Annotated in this window: 15 protein-coding genes, 1 pseudogene and 1 other annotated feature; of the genes and pseudogenes, 13 read left to right on the top strand and 3 right to left on the bottom strand. The window is 28.8% G+C overall.

The genetic code is table 11. The features are described 5' to 3' along the window. The first annotated feature begins 5 nt into the window (after positions 1 to 5). Entirely contained in the window at positions 6 to 1,508 is a 1,503-nt protein-coding gene (locus HBE96_RS02705; protein ID WP_169296227.1) for an Ig-like domain-containing protein, read from the top strand. A gap of 123 nt (positions 1,509 to 1,631) precedes the next feature. Here HBE96_RS02705 and HBE96_RS02700 read toward each other — a convergent pair whose 3' ends face one another. After that, positions 1,632 to 1,820 carry a hypothetical protein gene (locus HBE96_RS02700; protein WP_169296226.1) on the bottom strand — a complete coding sequence of 63 codons (189 nt, stop codon included), beginning with the start codon at positions 1,818 to 1,820 and terminating at the stop codon, positions 1,632 to 1,634. Between the two features lie 13 nt (positions 1,821 to 1,833). Next, positions 1,834 to 2,076, bottom strand: coding sequence for a metal-binding protein (locus HBE96_RS02695; RefSeq protein WP_169296225.1), 243 nt, complete (start codon positions 2,074 to 2,076; stop codon positions 1,834 to 1,836). Between the two features lie 244 nt (positions 2,077 to 2,320). On the opposite strand from HBE96_RS02695, the gene HBE96_RS02690 reads away from it, so the two are divergent. Next, entirely contained in the window at positions 2,321 to 2,896 is a 576-nt protein-coding gene (locus tag HBE96_RS02690) for a nucleoside recognition domain-containing protein (RefSeq protein ID WP_169296224.1), read from the top strand. A gap of 45 nt (positions 2,897 to 2,941) precedes the next feature. After that, a complete protein-coding gene (locus tag HBE96_RS02685; protein ID WP_169296223.1) occupies positions 2,942 to 3,460 on the top strand; it encodes a spore maturation protein in 519 nt (172 codons plus the stop codon). 270 nt (positions 3,461 to 3,730) lie between these two features. Here the strand turns inward: HBE96_RS02685 and HBE96_RS02680 are convergent, their stop codons facing one another. Further along, positions 3,731 to 5,098, bottom strand: coding sequence for an MATE family efflux transporter (locus HBE96_RS02680; RefSeq protein WP_169296222.1), 1,368 nt, complete (start codon positions 5,096 to 5,098; stop codon positions 3,731 to 3,733). A gap of 418 nt (positions 5,099 to 5,516) precedes the next feature. On the opposite strand from HBE96_RS02680, the gene HBE96_RS02675 reads away from it, so the two are divergent. From HBE96_RS02675 to HBE96_RS02630, 10 genes and pseudogenes are all read left to right on the top strand, one after another. Next, positions 5,517 to 6,080 (top strand): uracil-DNA glycosylase, encoded by a 564-nt coding sequence (locus tag HBE96_RS02675; protein WP_169296221.1) that lies wholly within the window; start codon positions 5,517 to 5,519, stop codon positions 6,078 to 6,080. A gap of 52 nt (positions 6,081 to 6,132) precedes the next feature. After that, positions 6,133 to 6,385, top strand: a binding site (T-box leader). Between the two features lie 103 nt (positions 6,386 to 6,488). Continuing rightward, a pseudogene (gene metG, locus HBE96_RS02670) lies at positions 6,489 to 8,423 on the top strand (methionine--tRNA ligase). 551 nt (positions 8,424 to 8,974) lie between these two features. Further along, a complete protein-coding gene (locus HBE96_RS02665; RefSeq protein WP_169296220.1) occupies positions 8,975 to 9,775 on the top strand; it encodes a TatD family hydrolase in 801 nt (266 codons plus the stop codon). 278 nt (positions 9,776 to 10,053) lie between these two features. Next, entirely contained in the window at positions 10,054 to 11,100 is a 1,047-nt protein-coding gene (locus HBE96_RS02660; protein ID WP_169296219.1) for a 3D domain-containing protein, read from the top strand. A gap of 100 nt (positions 11,101 to 11,200) precedes the next feature. Continuing rightward, positions 11,201 to 11,743, top strand: a complete 543-nt coding sequence (rnmV, locus tag HBE96_RS02655; protein ID WP_169296218.1) for a ribonuclease M5 — start codon at positions 11,201 to 11,203, stop codon at positions 11,741 to 11,743. A gap of 10 nt (positions 11,744 to 11,753) precedes the next feature. Further along, on the top strand, positions 11,754 to 12,581 hold the full coding sequence (gene rsmA, locus HBE96_RS02650; RefSeq protein ID WP_281064322.1) for a 16S rRNA (adenine(1518)-N(6)/adenine(1519)-N(6))-dimethyltransferase RsmA: 828 nt from the start codon (positions 11,754 to 11,756) through the stop codon (positions 12,579 to 12,581). An 87-nt stretch (positions 12,582 to 12,668) separates the two neighbouring features. Then, the gene (locus tag HBE96_RS02645) at positions 12,669 to 14,105 is read left to right on the top strand and encodes a hypothetical protein (protein WP_169296216.1); all 1,437 of its coding nucleotides are present in this window, start codon (positions 12,669 to 12,671) and stop codon (positions 14,103 to 14,105) included. Between the two features lie 99 nt (positions 14,106 to 14,204). Continuing rightward, the gene (locus HBE96_RS02640; protein ID WP_169296215.1) at positions 14,205 to 14,795 is read left to right on the top strand and encodes a hypothetical protein; all 591 of its coding nucleotides are present in this window, start codon (positions 14,205 to 14,207) and stop codon (positions 14,793 to 14,795) included. A 112-nt stretch (positions 14,796 to 14,907) separates the two neighbouring features. Further along, on the top strand, positions 14,908 to 15,663 hold the full coding sequence (locus tag HBE96_RS02635) for a prolipoprotein diacylglyceryl transferase (RefSeq protein WP_169296214.1): 756 nt from the start codon (positions 14,908 to 14,910) through the stop codon (positions 15,661 to 15,663). A 34-nt stretch (positions 15,664 to 15,697) separates the two neighbouring features. Continuing rightward, a complete protein-coding gene (locus HBE96_RS02630) occupies positions 15,698 to 16,540 on the top strand; it encodes a YhfM domain-containing protein (protein ID WP_243186811.1) in 843 nt (280 codons plus the stop codon). Positions 16,541 to 16,543: the final 3 nt, after the last annotated feature.

The raw sequence follows: 16,543 nt of genomic DNA, 5'->3' as shown, positions 1-16,543 counted from the left end.
GGGTTATGAATAAAAATATAAAAATGTTTATCCTTACTATGGTGTGTTCTTTAGCTATTGTTACTACTAAAGTTTCAGCAGAAGATTTATCAATAGGAAGTCCAAAAGTTAACATTGTTACAAGTAAGGAATGGACTGTAAAGTTTAATGCCCCTTTAAAAGCTGATACTGTAAATAACAAAAATATAACTGTAAAAGATGAAAATAATAAAGTTATACCTGTAAGTATAAGCTTAGGAAAAAATTCTGATACTGTAATAATAAGTCCACAAGCTTCAGGTTATGACCCAAATAAAAAATATAGTTTGACAGTAGGATCAGATGTACAATCAGAATCAGGTAAGAAGCTTAAAAATTCGTTTCAAATGCAATTTTCTATCGACAACAAATATGAAGACGGTAGTAACTATGAAAGCTTACCACAAATAACTTCTTGTAAATTTCAGTATTCTCCACTTTTACCTACTCAAAATCAAGGTTTTATTTTAAATACGAAAAATGGACAAGATGTTGAGTATAGAATTTTTGTACATAGCTATTCTACGGATAAAGATAGTTATACAGAAATCACCAACGGTTATACTAAATCTTCAGATGGAAAAATAACAGCAGTTAAAACTTTAGACGCAGGATCAAGTGGTCAAAAATATAAAGTTTTAATATATGTTAAAAGATCAGGAAATTTAGGAGCACATAAAGATATTAACACAGATTATGATAATTATTATGTTGATTACTTTAGGTGTGTAAATGCTGTGGATACAAATAATAATGAAGATGAGAGTTATAATGTGTCCCTTGATCAGATGGTGGACACTCAAACAAAGTTAAATGATAAATCTGTATTTGTCGAAACTAATGATTTTAATAACGAAGCAAGCAAAAATCAAATTAAATATTATTTAGATCCTAATAATTTTATGGATTCCTATGGAAAATATCAATTTTTAAAATTGAGTTATACAGATGGAATGAGTGTGGATGATGTTAACAATATCTTAAAAGGTAAGGGAATCTTGGAAGGAAAAGGACAAGCATTCTTAGATGCAGCTAAAAACAATAATATAAGTATAGTCTACTTAATTTCTCATTCTTTATTAGAGACGGGAAATGGAACATCATTATTAGCCAATGGTGGACAAAAGGATAGCAGCGGTAAATATATTTTTGGTCAGCCTGTATATAACTTTTTTGGAATAGGTGCATATGATAAAGATCCTAATTATTATGGAACTAAGACAGCTTATGATAATAAATGGCTTACACCAGAAGATGCTATTAGTGGTGGTACGCAGTGGATTGCTTCAAAGTATATAAATAATCCTAGTGGAAAACAAGATACTTTATATAAAATGAGGTGGAATCCTTCTAAACCAGGTGAGCACCAATATGCTACAGATGTAGCTTGGGCTTATAAACAAATTCCTAATATGATAAATGGAATAAAAGACATTATAAATAATGTAAAAAATATAAAATTAAATTTTGAAATACCCAAATTTAAATAAAAGCTCATATTGTAACTAATTATAATAAAAAAGTCACTATTGAATTTATAAAATTCAATAGTGATTTTTTGTAAAAGTTAAATATTAATTTTTTACGAAAAATAATTTTAAAAGAGGGTTTTATTACTCAAGTAATCCTTCTTCTTTTAATATTATTTCTAATTTGCTTACTTTTTCTGTAAGAATCTTGAATTTTTCTAATATTACTTCTTTAGGAAGGTTTTCTTTACATAAGTTTTCTTCCATGTATTGAATGGTGTTTAAAGCCTCATCGATGTCCTTTTGAGCTAATTCTAAATTTCCTTCTTTCATTTATGATTCTCCTTTAGTTCAATATATTTTTAGCTTTTTTTAAACTATCATCATCTATAAATGGAGCACAAAATTCAAAACTCTTTTCATGTCCACAATTAGAACATATACAAGAGCATATGTCATATGGAATATCATCTATTATATTAATTTTTAAGTCTTCTGCTAAATATTCACCACCACATATTTCACAAGGAGTATCATTTATAACAGAATACTCACTTTCTATATACTGCATTATTTCCTTAATGGTCATTTCAAACCTCCGATTCTTAAAAAGTTACACATAATATAAATGGTAGCACTATTAAATTTTAATTTCAATAGTAATAATAACTTATAGCATCGTAACTGTAAAGTTAAATTTTTATTATAGTAAAAGTTGTAGATAAAAAAATAATTAAGCAATTTCAATGCAAATTAAACATATATATTAATGAGCTAAATAAAATCAATTAGTGTACAAGTATTTACACTAGATATGAAAAGGAGATAAGTAGATGATAAATTATATATGGTTTTTTATTTTAGGATTTGGAATAATGTTAGGTATTTTCAATGGGCGAGGGGCAAATATATCCAGGGCAATAGTGTCTTCTACAGAATCTACAGTAAAACTAACTATAAGTTTATTAGGCATAATGTGTTTATGGTGTGGAGTAATGAAGATTGCTGAAAAAAGCGGACTTACGGATAAACTAGCAAAGGTTTTAAAACCAATATTAAAGTTGATTTTTAAAGAAGCGTCTAAAGATGAAAAAGCAATGGGAGCTATAGTAATGAACTTAACTGCAAATATGATGGGACTTTCTAATGCGGCTACTCCTTTTGGAATTAAAGCTATGGAGGAATTAGATAGATTAAATAAGAAAAATACTTCAGCTAGTAATGATATGGCATTGTTTTTAGTAATAAATGCAGCGTGTATACAATTTATACCTACCACTGTTATATCAATGCGTGCAGCAGTAGGATCCCAAAATCCAGGAGAAACTATATTGCCCGGGATAATAGCTACTGGTACTGCAGCACTACTTGGAATAATATTTTGCAAAATATTGCAACGATATTTTTAAATTAAGTAGTGTTTAGCACATATAAAATTAAATGGAGGTGTAATTTTGGATTACATAATAAAGTCAATAGTTCCTATAATTATTATATCTATAACTGCGTATGGAATATTTAAAGGGGTTAAGGTATATGAATGTTTTGTAGAAGGTGCAAAAGAAGGACTTGCTATATGTGTTAGAATCTTTCCATACTTATTAGCTATGCTAGTAGCAGTGGGCGTTTTCAGAGAGTCTAAAGCTTTAGATTGCTTTATACTTATTATAAAACCTTTTGTCAAGATTATAGGGCTTCCACCGGAAGTTGTACCATTAGTATTAATAAAACCTTTATCTGGCAGCGGTGCTTTAGGTATTTTTGCGGAAACTCTAAATAAATTTGGAGTAGATAGTTACATAGGGAGAGTTGCTTCTATAATTATGGGATCTACAGAAACAATATTTTATACACTTACAGTGTATTTTGGTGCTGTAGGAATAAAAAAGATAAGACATACTCTTTGGGCAGCAGTTATGGCAGATTGTGTTTCAATTGTCATGGCAGTAACTTTAGCAAGGATTATGTTTTAGAATTACAAATTAAAAATAATGTGACATATTATTTTTAAGAGGACAATTGACAGAGGACAGAGGACAATGAAGGTAAGTTTTCTTCCTTACGTCAGAAAACTAATTTATTTTAAAGCCTCTTTTGCTAATGCAAAAGAAGCTTTAAATTTATATAAATCAGCAATGTTTTGCTTTATCAAAACGAGCATTCAAAAATTTAATTAAAGATTTTTTGTAGTGTAGCGGAGAAAAATCATCCTTCACTGTCCTATGTCAATTGTCCTATGTCCTCTAAAATGTTTTGTCGTATTGTACTTGTTTTGAAAGTGATCTAAATTTTCGTTTGAATAGAATAGCCATTACTATACCTTCAAATGCCCATTGAATAGTAGTAATCCACCACACATATACTACAGAAACTTTTAGTATATAAACGAAATAAAACATTAAAGGTAGTCTTAGTACCCAGCTAGAAACTAATGAAATAAGAAAAGGCGTTTTTGTGTCACCTATACCTTTAAGAGCACCCCCAAGTATCATGGAAATTGCCATAGGAATTTGTTCTGCAGCAGCTACCATAAGGCATAAAGTACCTAATCTTATAACATCTTTTTCTTTTGAATTTATAAAAAGATTTATAAAAAAACCAGGAAAAATTATATATAAAATAGCGCAAAAAGCCATTAAGATAGTGCCAAGTATCATACAAGTGTAAGCATATTCTTTAGCCCTTTTAAAGTTTTTTTCTCCAAATTTATGACCTGCTAAGGTAGTACCAGCTACAGCAAAACCCCATCCAGGCATATAAGAAACTGATTCTATAGTAGTTACAATTTGATTAGCTGCAAAAGCTATATTTCCAAGGTGCATAATCATAAATACACATAGTAATCTACTTGTAGAAAAAGCTGCTTCTTGAAAGGAAGCGGGAATACTAAGTTTTAATAACTCTTTTAACCTTTTTAAATTAAGATTGGTTATATATTTAAGTTTAGGCTTAATTTTAGATTTTTTTATTGTATAGAACAATATAAATAAAAATCCTGAAATTTGGGCAGAACAAGTAGCTATTGCTGCTCCTTTAACACCTAACGCTGGGAAGCCATAGTGACCGAAAATTAATAGCCAGTCCAAGCTTAGATTTACTATATTAACTAATATAGAAGCAATTAAAGGAGTCCTGGTGTTTTTACATCCTCTCAAAGTTGCATTTAATACATTCATAAGCATATAAAATAGAATTCCAAAGGAAGCTATTTTCATAAATACTTTTCCTGTATATATTACCTCACCTGTAGCACCTGCTACTTTTAGTATGTTATCACAAAAGAAAAATGTTAATAAAAATATAACAACAGATATTATTAAGGCGAGTAGAAAGCCTATGGATAAATATTCTTCTGCTAAATCAAGGTTTTTAGCGCCTATTTGTCTAGCGACTAAGGAAGTAATACCTACGGATAAACCCATAGCTATAAAAATATTGGAAAATGTATAGAGTATTTCCGAACCTAGTCCTACAGAACTTACAGCTACATTGCCTCCATATTGTCCTACCATCATAGTATCAAATACCCATATCATCATATATAGAATCATTTCACCTACTGCAGGAAATGCAAGGTCTAATACATCTTTTATAGTACTGCGGTCAAACATTTGTTACCTCCATAAGACATTTTTATAAATAATTAAATTATTATTCCAGTTAAATAAAGTTTTATAATAATATTATTATATGAAATTTAAGTAGTCATTTATCAAGTGATTTTTAAACTGAGGTGGAGTTTGCTTGTGAGGAATAACTTATTTTTAGGGCCAAAGTTTGTTAAATTACTGTAGTATAATATAAATGGTACTTTATTTCATAAAATAAAACAACATTATAATTTAAAGTTTGTTTTAAATATAAAATTTAAATACAATATAGATATCCAACTTGAAAATTTTAATCTTGTTATAGAATCAAAATTAAATTTTAGCATTTATCGAAGTAATGCAAGATTTAATTTTGATGTTGTATATCTATATTTAAAAAGTAATTTTAGATAATAACTATGGATGAGAGGTGGACAATTTGCTAAAGTGGAGAGAGTTGTATGACGAATGTATACAGTGTCACAAATGCAATTTAGGAGATAAAAGAAATAATGTGGTATTTGGGGATGGAAATCCAAGGTCAAAAATAATTTTTGTGGGAGAGGCTCCAGGAGCGGATGAAGATAGAATTGGATTGCCTTTTGTAGGTAGAGCAGGACAGCTTTTAACAAAAGGACTTACAGCGTTAAATTTAGTAAGAGAAGATGATTATTATATATGTAATATATGCAAGTGTAGGCCAGATAATAATAGAGTGCCTTATGAAGATGAAGTTGAAGCATGTTTACCATATCTAAGGAATCAGGTAGCTTTGGTTAAACCTAAAATTATAGTATGCTTAGGATCAACTGCTATGAAACATATTTTAGGAAATGATTTTAGAATAACAAGAGATAGAGGCAAATGGATAGAGAAAAAAGGATGCTATATTTTGGCTACTTTTCACCCAGCAGCTTTATTTAGAGATGAGAGTAAAAAAGTGTTGTTCTGGCAAGATTTAAAATCTGTGAAAAAAAAGTATGATGAAATTGAAAAAGGGTAAAATATATTAAAATACTATTGACATTATTAAACACATGGAATATTATAAAAATTGAAATGCTGAGAAGGAAAGAGTAGTAAATGAAAATATCTAAAGAGAGTCGGATTGGGTGAAAGCCGATGATAAAATAGTTTATGAACATGGCTCCAGAGCATGTTGATTGAAATTATAGTAAATTAACACGGAAGCAACCGTTATAGTGCAAAGTAATAAAAGACTCTTATAGTAGTTTGAGTTACTTATTGAGGTCTTTATTGTGAAATAAAGATAAAATAGAGTGGTAAAGTGTTACATACACCTCTATATGAAGAATTACTTCATATAGAGGTTTTTTATATTTCTTATTTAGAAATAATAAAAATAAGTTTTATATTTGGAAATTTGTAAATTTTTGAGGAGGAATAGGAAATGTGTAAAAAACCGTATTATATTACAACACCAATTTATTATCCATCAGCTAAGCTTCATATAGGAAACACATACACTACAGTTGCTGCTGATGCATTAGCAAGATTTAAAAGACTTACAGGACACGATGTAATGTTTTTAACAGGTTCAGATGAGCATGGACAAAAAATTCAAAGATTAGCAGAAGCAAAAGGTGTAACGCCTAAAGCTTATGTTGACGAAATAGTTGCAGGTATAAAAGATCTTTGGAAAATGATGAATATAAGCTATGATAAGTTTATAAGAACCACAGATGATTATCATATAAAAGCAGTTCAAGATATATTTAAAAAGTTATATGATCAAGGAGATATATATAAGGATTCTTATGAAGGCTGGTATTGTACACCTTGTGAATCTTTTTGGACAGAAACTCAGGCTGTAGATGGAAAGTGTCCTGACTGTGGAAGACCTGTTGAAAAAGCTAAAGAAGAAGCATACTTCTTTAAAATGTCAAAATATGCGCCTAAGCTTATAGAGTATATAGAAAATCATCCAGAATTTATTCAACCAGAATCAAGAAAGAATGAAATGATAAATAATTTCTTAAAACCAGGATTGCAGGATCTTTGTGTTTCAAGAACTTCTTTTGACTGGGGAATACCAGTAACTTTTGATGAGAAGCATGTTGTATACGTATGGGTAGATGCTTTAGCAAACTATATAACAGCTCTTGGATATGGAAGCAGTAATTCAGATTTATATAATAAGTATTGGCCAGCAGATGTTCATTTAGTAGGTAAAGATATATTAAGATTCCATACAATTTATTGGCCAATTATGCTTATGGCATTAGGTCTTCCACTACCAAAGCAGGTATTTGGCCATGGATGACTTTTAGTAGATGGGGGAAAAATGTCAAAATCTAAAGGAAATGTGGTAGATCCTGTACTTTTGGTAAATCATTTTGGCACAGATCCTGTAAGATATTATCTATTAAGAGAAATACCATTTGGAGCAGATGGGTTATTTAATAATGAAATATTTATAAAAAAGATAAATTCAGATTTAGCAAATGACTTAGGAAATCTTTTATCAAGAACTTGTGCTATGGTAGAAAAGTATTTTGATGGAATAATTCCAGCTTCAACAGCTAAGGAAGCATTAGATGATGATCTTATACAAATTGCACTAAATACTCCTAAAGCTGTGGAACAGTGTATAGATAATTTGAGAATTCCAGAAGCACTAGATAGTATATGGGAGCTTATTGGAAGAGCAAATAAATATATAGATGAAACTACTCCTTGGATACTTGCAAAAGATGAAAGTAAAAAGGAAAGGTTAGGAACTGTACTTTATAACTTATTAGAATCATTGAGAATAGTTTCAGTATGCTTATCAGCATTTTTGCCTGAAACTAGTGAGAAGGTAAATAAACAATTAAATACTCAAGTTGTAACTTGGGATAGTATAACATCTTTCAATGGAACTAAAGCAGGAAAAAAAGTAAGCAAAGGAGAGCTTTTATTTCCAAGAATAGATGTAGATGAAAAAATTGAGGAATTAAATAAACTTAAGGAACAGCAAGCTGCAGCTAAAGGACCAAAAATGCAGCCAGTGAAAGAAGAAATAACAATTGATGATTTTGAAAAATTAGATTTAAGAATAGTTAAAGTATTAGCTTGCGAACCAGTAAAGGGAGCTAAAAAACTTCTTAAATTGAAAGTAGATTTAGGTGGAGAAGAGAGACAGGTAGTTTCAGGAATAGCAAAATTCTATAAACCAGAAGAATTAGTAGGTAAAAATGTAATACTTGTAGCAAATTTAAAACCTGTAAAACTAAGAGGAGAACTTTCTCAGGGAATGATATTATCAGCAGCTACAGATGATGACAGTAAACTGTTTACAGCTACTATTGAATCAGAACTTCCTACAGGTAGTATTGTAAGATAATTTTAAAGGGAGCATGATATCAAGTGATTCTTAGGCTCAGGTGGAGTTTGCTTATGAGAAATACAATCGTAACCTGAACCTTAGAAGAACTTATCTAGGCGCGTAAAGTGCTTATCTCCCACTTTGATAGAAGGTAGGGGTTTTAGCAATGGTAGCGATCAGATAAGAATTTAAATTGAGTATTGAAAATGACTATTTATTTTAGCAAAATTTGAAATAAATAGTCATTTTTAAATTTTTTTATACTTATTTATTATTAATGTCATAAAAATTAATATGATTGAGTAAAACTTAGGTTTTCTCAGAAAAATGGACTATATTATAATAGCAAAGGGTTGACTATAAAATTAAATGTAATAAAATGGAAATATGCAATTGCAAATTTTTAATCATCAATATTCAATATTAAAACAAATTGAGTGAGGTCTGGTTCAGTTAAATTTATCTAGTAATTTAGCTAATATAATACTTTGCTTAATGAAAAATAAGGTTGATTTACTTAGATATATAGGATAAAAATTATACTTAAGTATTATAAATGGAGAGATACAATGGATAACAGTGTAGAATTAACTAATAAGAAAATAAGAATATTTGATGCTCATGCACATTATGATGATGAACAATTTGATGAGGATAGACAATCCATAATAAAAGAATTGAGACAAAATGAAATAGTAGGAGTTCTAAATTGTGGAGCATCTATAGAGGGAAGTAGAGCTTCTGTTGTGCTAGCAGATAAGTATGAATCTTTTTATGCAGCGGTAGGCATTCATCCTGAGTATGCTGATAAATTAACAGAGAAAACTATATTTGAATTAAAACAATTAGCTAAAAATATTAAAGTTAAGGCTATAGGAGAAATAGGTCTTGATTATTATTATGAAGAAAACCCTGATAGAGAAATTCAAAGAAATGCATTTATAAAGCAGATAGAACTTGCAAGGGAACTTAAACTGCCTGTAATTATACATGATAGAGATGCGCATAAAGATACATTAGATATTATAAAAAGTTTCCCTGAAGTTAAAGGAGAAATACATTGTTTCTCCGGTAGTGTAGAATTTGCAAGAGAGTGTTTAAAGCTAGGATATTATATAGGCTTTACTGGGGTAGTAACATTTAAAAATGCAAAAAAAGTTATAGATGTAGTAAAGGAAATTCCGTTAGATAGGATATTAGTAGAGACTGATTGTCCCTATATGGCACCGGTTCCTTTTAGAGGAAAAAGAAATAGATCCGAATATATAGCTTGTATAATAGAAAAAATAGCGGAAATCAAAGGTATAAGTAGTGAGGAGGTGAGTTCTAAAACTATTTCTAATATCCAAAGGTTGCTAAATATAGTTTAGTAGTGTAAAATTAAATTGCATTTTTTAAATTTTTTATTAATTCCATATTTAGGTAATTATATGTTGATTTGTATCATATAATTATAATGAGTTTCATAAAAATTCCACCAAAAGTATTTTTTAGACTGTTAATAAAAATTGCTATCATATTATATTTTATAATTAAGTTTTATGCAAAAATTTGCATTAGACGGTCTAAAATGTTAAGGCGATATTTGACAGAATTCGTCACTGCACTTATAATAGGAATGTCGTTCTTACCAGGAGGAGGTATTTTTGTGGTGGAAAAATTAAAAAATTATTTAAAAAGTTATTTTTCCAATGGTCCTAAAGCTATGTATACGTACTTGACTTTAATAGTTTTAATAGTTTCAGTAGTATTAATTAGCAGCGCAAGAAAGACAATAACAGTTTCTGTAGATGGTAAAGATAGGAAAATTACCACTTTAAGTGGTACTTATAAAAGTGCATTAGGTAATAATGGAATAACTGTAGGACCAAAGGACAAAACTACAATTAGCCTTAATAGTAAAGTTGAAAATGGCTCAAAAGTATCCATAAAAAGAGCAGTGAGTATTCAAGTCGCTGTAGATGGAAAAAAATTGGATATAAAGTCTGCGGAAGATAATGTTGAAAAAATGTTGCAGGCAGAAAAAATGGGGATTCATAAATCTGATAAAGTATATCCAAGTAAAAATTCAACTATTAAGGAAGGACTAAAAGTAGTAGTAACAAGAGTTCAGACAAAAGATGTTAAGGAAATTAAAACATTAGATTATACAACAGTAGTAAAAAAAGATGAAGAAGCAGAACAAGGAACTAATAAAATAATACAAGAAGGACAGTCTGGGGAAAAAGAAACAATGACTAGAATTGTCTATGAAGATGGCAAAGAAATTTCAAGAAAAGTAATATGTGAGACGATAAAAAAACAGCCAGTGCAAAAGGTTGTAGCTATGGGAGCATTAAGTGTTTATACTCCTTCTCGTGGAGTTAGAATTCCATATACTACAGTTATTAAAATGAGAGCTACTGGTTATACTTCAGACTATGAGAGTACAGGAAAAGGTCCTGGTGATCCTGATTTTGGAATTACGACTTCAGGTACTGTAGCAAAAAGAAATGTAGGTAGTTACAGTTCTGTAGCAGTTGATCCAAGAGTTATTCCCCTGGGCACTAAACTCTACATTGAAGGATATGGGTATGCTGTTGCTGAAGATACAGGTGGAGCTATAAAAGGCAATAGAATAGATTTATTCTTCGATTCTAATTCAGAAGCAGAAAATTGGGGCGTAAAGTGGGTTAATGTGTACTTAGTTAAATAGGAGCGAAGGCTCCTATTTTTTTCTATGTAGTAAGAATTAATATAGTAAAGAAGGAGGATGTTGACTTATTATTTTTTAATTTTTAAGTCAATAAAAACTTATGATTAAAGAAGTTATTGTTGTTGAGGGAAGAGATGATATTACTGCAGTAAAAAGAGCAGTAGATGCAGAAATTATAGCAGTTGGTGGCTTTGGTATTAATGCTAAAGTTATAGAAAGAATAAAGGAAGCACAAAAAAGACAAGGTGTAATAGTTTTTACTGATCCTGATTTTGCAGGAGAAAAAATAAGAAGAATTATATCTAAAAGAGTAAAGGGAATAAAACATGCGTATATAGCTCAAGAGGATGGAACGAAAAATGGTGATATAGGTGTTGAAAATGCTGAGCCAGATGTAATAATAAGAGCTTTAGAAAACGCTAAGTGCGAGGTAAAAGAAAAAGTAGAAAATTTCGACATAAATGATATGATTTTTTTTGAACTCACTGGAAACAATAAATCAAAAGAAAGAAGAGAATTTCTTGGTAAGGAGCTTGGAATAGGGTATTGTAATTCGGCTCAATTTTTAACTAGACTTAATAATTATGGTATTACTCGAGAAGAATTTATACATGCAATAAATAAGATAAATAAGGAGAAATAATATGGAAAATTTGTCTACTAAAGATATAGTAAAAAAATATGGATTTAAGTTTTCAAAAAGTCTTGGACAGAATTTTTTAATAGATGATTCTGTTTTGCAGGATATAGTTGATAATGCTAATGTTAATAAAGATGATTTGGTAATAGAAATAGGTCCTGGAGTTGGAACTTTAACAAAGGAACTTTTAAAAAAAGCAAAGAAAGTTTATGCTATTGAATTAGATTCTGATTTAATACCTATTTTAAATGAAGAGCTTAAGGAATTTGATAATTTTGAATTAATACATAAAGATGCATTGAAAACAGATTTTAACGAGCTTATAGGAACAGAAAACAGTACTAAGGTAGTAGCAAACTTACCTTATTATGTTACTACACCTATAATATCAAAATTGTTAAAGGAAAATTATAAATTTGAATCATTAACTATAATGATTCAAAAAGAAGTTGGAGAAAGGATTGCGGCAAAGCCTAGTACAAAGGAATATGGAGCTCTTTCTATACTTGTGCAGTATTATTGTGATGTGGAGATAGTAAGAAAAGTAAGTTCAGATTCCTTTATACCTAGACCTAAAGTTGATTCCATAGTTATAAAATTAAATAAACTTTCAGAACCTAAAGTAAAAGTTAAAAATGAAGAATTGTTTTTTAAAATAGTAAGAAGTTCTTTTAATATGAGAAGAAAAACTCTTTGGAATGGTCTTAAGAGTATAGGGTTAAATAAGGAACAGTTAGAGATGGCATTTACTAATGCAGGTATTGATTCTAAAAGACGAGGAGAGACATTATCACTAGATGAGTTTGGAAAATTATCAGATTCAATATATGATTTACAATAAACTTTTTACAATATTATAACTAGTTGTTCACTTTTTGAATTTTACTTCATATATTATAATGAATAAGATATATGGAGGTATAGGAAGTTGGCTCAAAAAAAGAGTTATAGTAGGTATTTTATAATACTACAAGAAGATGAAAAAGGATATTCAATATCTTCCGATAAAGTAGCTTCTGGGTACACAAAATTGGAGCTAAAAAACGATAAATGTAAAATATCGTATTATGTACAAAATCTAAAAAAAGAGAGTGCTCCTTATTATATGCTTTTAATTTGTAACAAGAAGGATATAAGGAAAGTTATAAAAATAGCACAAATAAACATAGATGATTATGGCAGAGCAGATATTTGTCATGAATATTTGGCAGATAATATAGCTGGCACTGGTATATCTATGGATAAGATTTCTGGTGCGGCTATAGTTAAATTTTTAGATTCAAATATAATACCTGTTATGAGTGGATTTGCAAGCACTGAAATACCTGAGTGGAAAACATTTAGTGTAGTTGATCTGAAAGTTAAGGAAGAGAAAGAACAAAAACCTATAGAAGCTCCTAATAGTATATTTGACAAATATGAAGAAAACATAGAAAATCTAAAACAAGAGAATAAGCCTAAGGAAATAAAAAATGTTGAAAATTTACCTAAAGAAAATAATATGAAAAAAGAAAACAAGGCAATTAAGAAAGAAGACATAAAAGAAAAAGTAGATGTAAAGAAAAAAGATAATGTAAAAGAAGAAGTTAATATAGAGAAAAAGAATAACGTAAAACAAGAAGCTAGTATAAAGAAAAATGATAATGTAAAAGAAGAAGTTAAAGTAAATAATAAAGACAATATAAAAGAAGAAGTGGTTATAAAAAAACAAGATAACATGAAAAAATCTGAAAACCTAAATATTGAAAACAATATAGAAAGAAGCAAGTCAAATAATCAACATAGTCAAGAAGAAAAAAGTAACTTAAGCAAAGAAGATAATATAAATAAACAATATAATTTGAAAGAGGATAATAATTCAATAAGACAGCATAAATCTAAGGAAAAACCTAAGAAGGATATTAACATAAGTCAGGAAAGAATTGAGAACTATCCTGGTATGGATGAAAAAACATTTTTTAGAAATTTAGTACAAGGGTTTGAGTGCGAAGGAGAAGTATGTTCTGAAATAAAACGATGTAAGTGGTATAAGGTGCCTGTAGATTCTCAAAGATCTATGTACGATATGTCCGATTATAGTAGATATTCAATGATATATTATCCTATGATAAATTACTATCAGTATATAAAAAAGCATCAGCATTATTTGATAGGATATAAACTTGATAAAAATGAAGAAATGAAGTATTTAGTATATGCTATAGCTGGAACTAAATCTAAGATGGATCAACCATATGGAGGTAGGTCTGGATTTGTTACATGGATGCCTTTAAATGGTGAGGATAATAGAGAAGATACAATAGGCTATTGGCTTATGTTCTATGACTTTAGAACTTCTACTATCATAATACCAGTAAAAAAGTAGTATGGAAAAAAATTTAGCGCCAGAAATATTTAATATTTTTGGTGCTATTTTCATATAATTAAATAAAAACTCTTATTTAAAATATAAGGTGGTATTAAGATGAAAGTAATAATAATAAATAGGAAGAGGCTGGGAGTAACTATAATTATAATTGGACTAATGCTTATTTTATTTGGTTTGGAAAAAAATTTCGATGATAGACTTAAGTTTACTGCATTAATACAAAATAACATAAATTCGTTAACACAATATGAGGCTCTAGATAAAAAATTTACTTATAAGTTACCATCAGAATGGATTACTAAAGAACAAAAGTTTTCGGGTAATGAAATCGTATATCATAATGATTTTAATAGCAAAGATTTAAAAATTCATGGATTTGTAGAAGTGTGGAATCTAAATACTGATTTAAAAAATTTTCTTGAAGAAAGTAAAAAGATATCCAGTGAGCAGAATTTATATAAAAATTATGATATAAAACCAGTTCAAATAAATAATAAAGATGGTTATTTAGTTAACTATACTATAATAACATCCAATAATAAATACTATAAAGGATATGAATATTTTATAAAAAATAAAAGTAAGTTTTTTAGGTTTTCTTTTTTTGTAAGGGAAGATAATTTTAAGGAAAGTATGCCAACTATATTTAAAACTATAGTAAAGACATTTAACTATAAAGGAGAATGATAAGTAAACTATGATTAAAAAACTGCATTGCAGTTTTTTTTTATGCTATAATATTGTTAAGATTTTCAATTAAATTAATGCATTAGCATTCATGGGAGGTTAACATACAGTTATGAGACCAGTACTTTTTAAAATTCTTGGGACTAATGTCTATGGGTATGGTATGATGATTGCTATCGGAATATGTTTTGCACTTGTTCTCTTAAGGTATAGAGCTAAAAAAAGAGGATATGATGAAGACAGCATATTGAACATGTCAATTATATCTATAATTACTGGTATATTAGGAGGCAAGCTTTTATATATATTAACAGAAATAAAAAATATAGTTAGTAATATAAACATATTGAAGGATATAGGCAGTGGTTTTGTAATATATGGAGCTATATTAGGAGGAGCTTTAGGCATAGTATTTTATAGTAAAAAGAAAAGGTGGAACTTACTGAAAGTTTTTGATTTAGTAGCACCAACTGTGATTTTAGCACAAGGCTTTGGGAGAATCGGTTGTTTTTTAGCAGGATGTTGTTATGGAAAAGAAACTGCATTACCGATAGGTGTTGATTTTGGAAATTCACTTTTTGCACCATCAGGTATAATGAGACATCCTACCCAACTGTATTCCTCTTTTTTTGATTTTATGGTTGCGTTTTTCTTATTGTATTATGATAGGAAAGAAAGAAGTGATGGAAAAGTATTTTCTTTATATGTTATATTGTATAGTATAGGAAGGTTCTTTATAGAATTTTTAAGAGATGATCCAAGGGGCAATGTGGGTATATTTTCTACATCACAATTTATAAGTATATTTGCTTTAATATTTGGAGTAATTCTTTATAATATAAGTAAATTTAAGAGTAAAAGCATTTAGAATTTTTAAAGTTCGGGAGGTAATTTATTTGAAAATGAAAATAGGAAAAATGAGGAACAATAAAATCATGATTCTAGCTATGGTTTTAATGTTTTGTTTTGTTACATCAGGATGTAGCAAAATTGATGAACTCAAAGTCAAAGCTGGACTTAAAAATAATGATTTTGAATATATAAAACAGGGTAAAATAGAAACAATAGTAATACAAAATACAAGGGATCAAGGATTTAGATTTACAGTTACAGATAAAAATGTTATTAATGAGATATACGATGTACTGTCTAAAGCAAAGGTATCCAGTAAAAAATCTTCATTGGAGCCTGATTATACATTTGAAATGAAGGAAAGTAACAATAAGATTCATAAATTTAGTTACATTACAGGTTTGGATAAGAAAGATGCTGGTAACTTCTATAGTGATAATAAAACATATATTGTATCTAAAAGAATAGATAGTGACATAATAAATACGTATTGGAATATAAGAAAACCAAAGAATTTTAAAGAAGTGTATTATAAATCAATAATAGGTGTTTTAGATCAATATTTAAAAGATTCAAATAAAAATAAAAGTATAGGGGTAAACTTAAAAAGTGATGTAGATTGTGCTAAATTTATACTATCTACGGATTTGCAGGATTTTAATAGTAATTTAAGCAGTAAGTTTAAAACTGTAAAAGTAGCAGATAAAGATAAAGATAATTATGATATCTGGTTGACTATAAAGACTGAAGGATATAAGTCTACAATGTACAAAGCCACTGTAACGTTGTGGGATAAAGAAGCAAAAACTGAAAAAAAATATTATATAGATGATAATTATAAAACTGGAAGTTGGGATTTAAATATTACAAATACCAAGCCTGATAAGTTTTAATTT

Source organism: Clostridium muellerianum, assembly GCF_012926525.1.
GTDB classification, from domain to species: Bacteria; Bacillota; Clostridia; order Clostridiales; family Clostridiaceae; genus Clostridium_AM; species Clostridium_AM muellerianum.
Note: the sequence above shows the minus strand (reverse complement) of the source record. Positions and strands in the feature narration are given on the sequence as shown.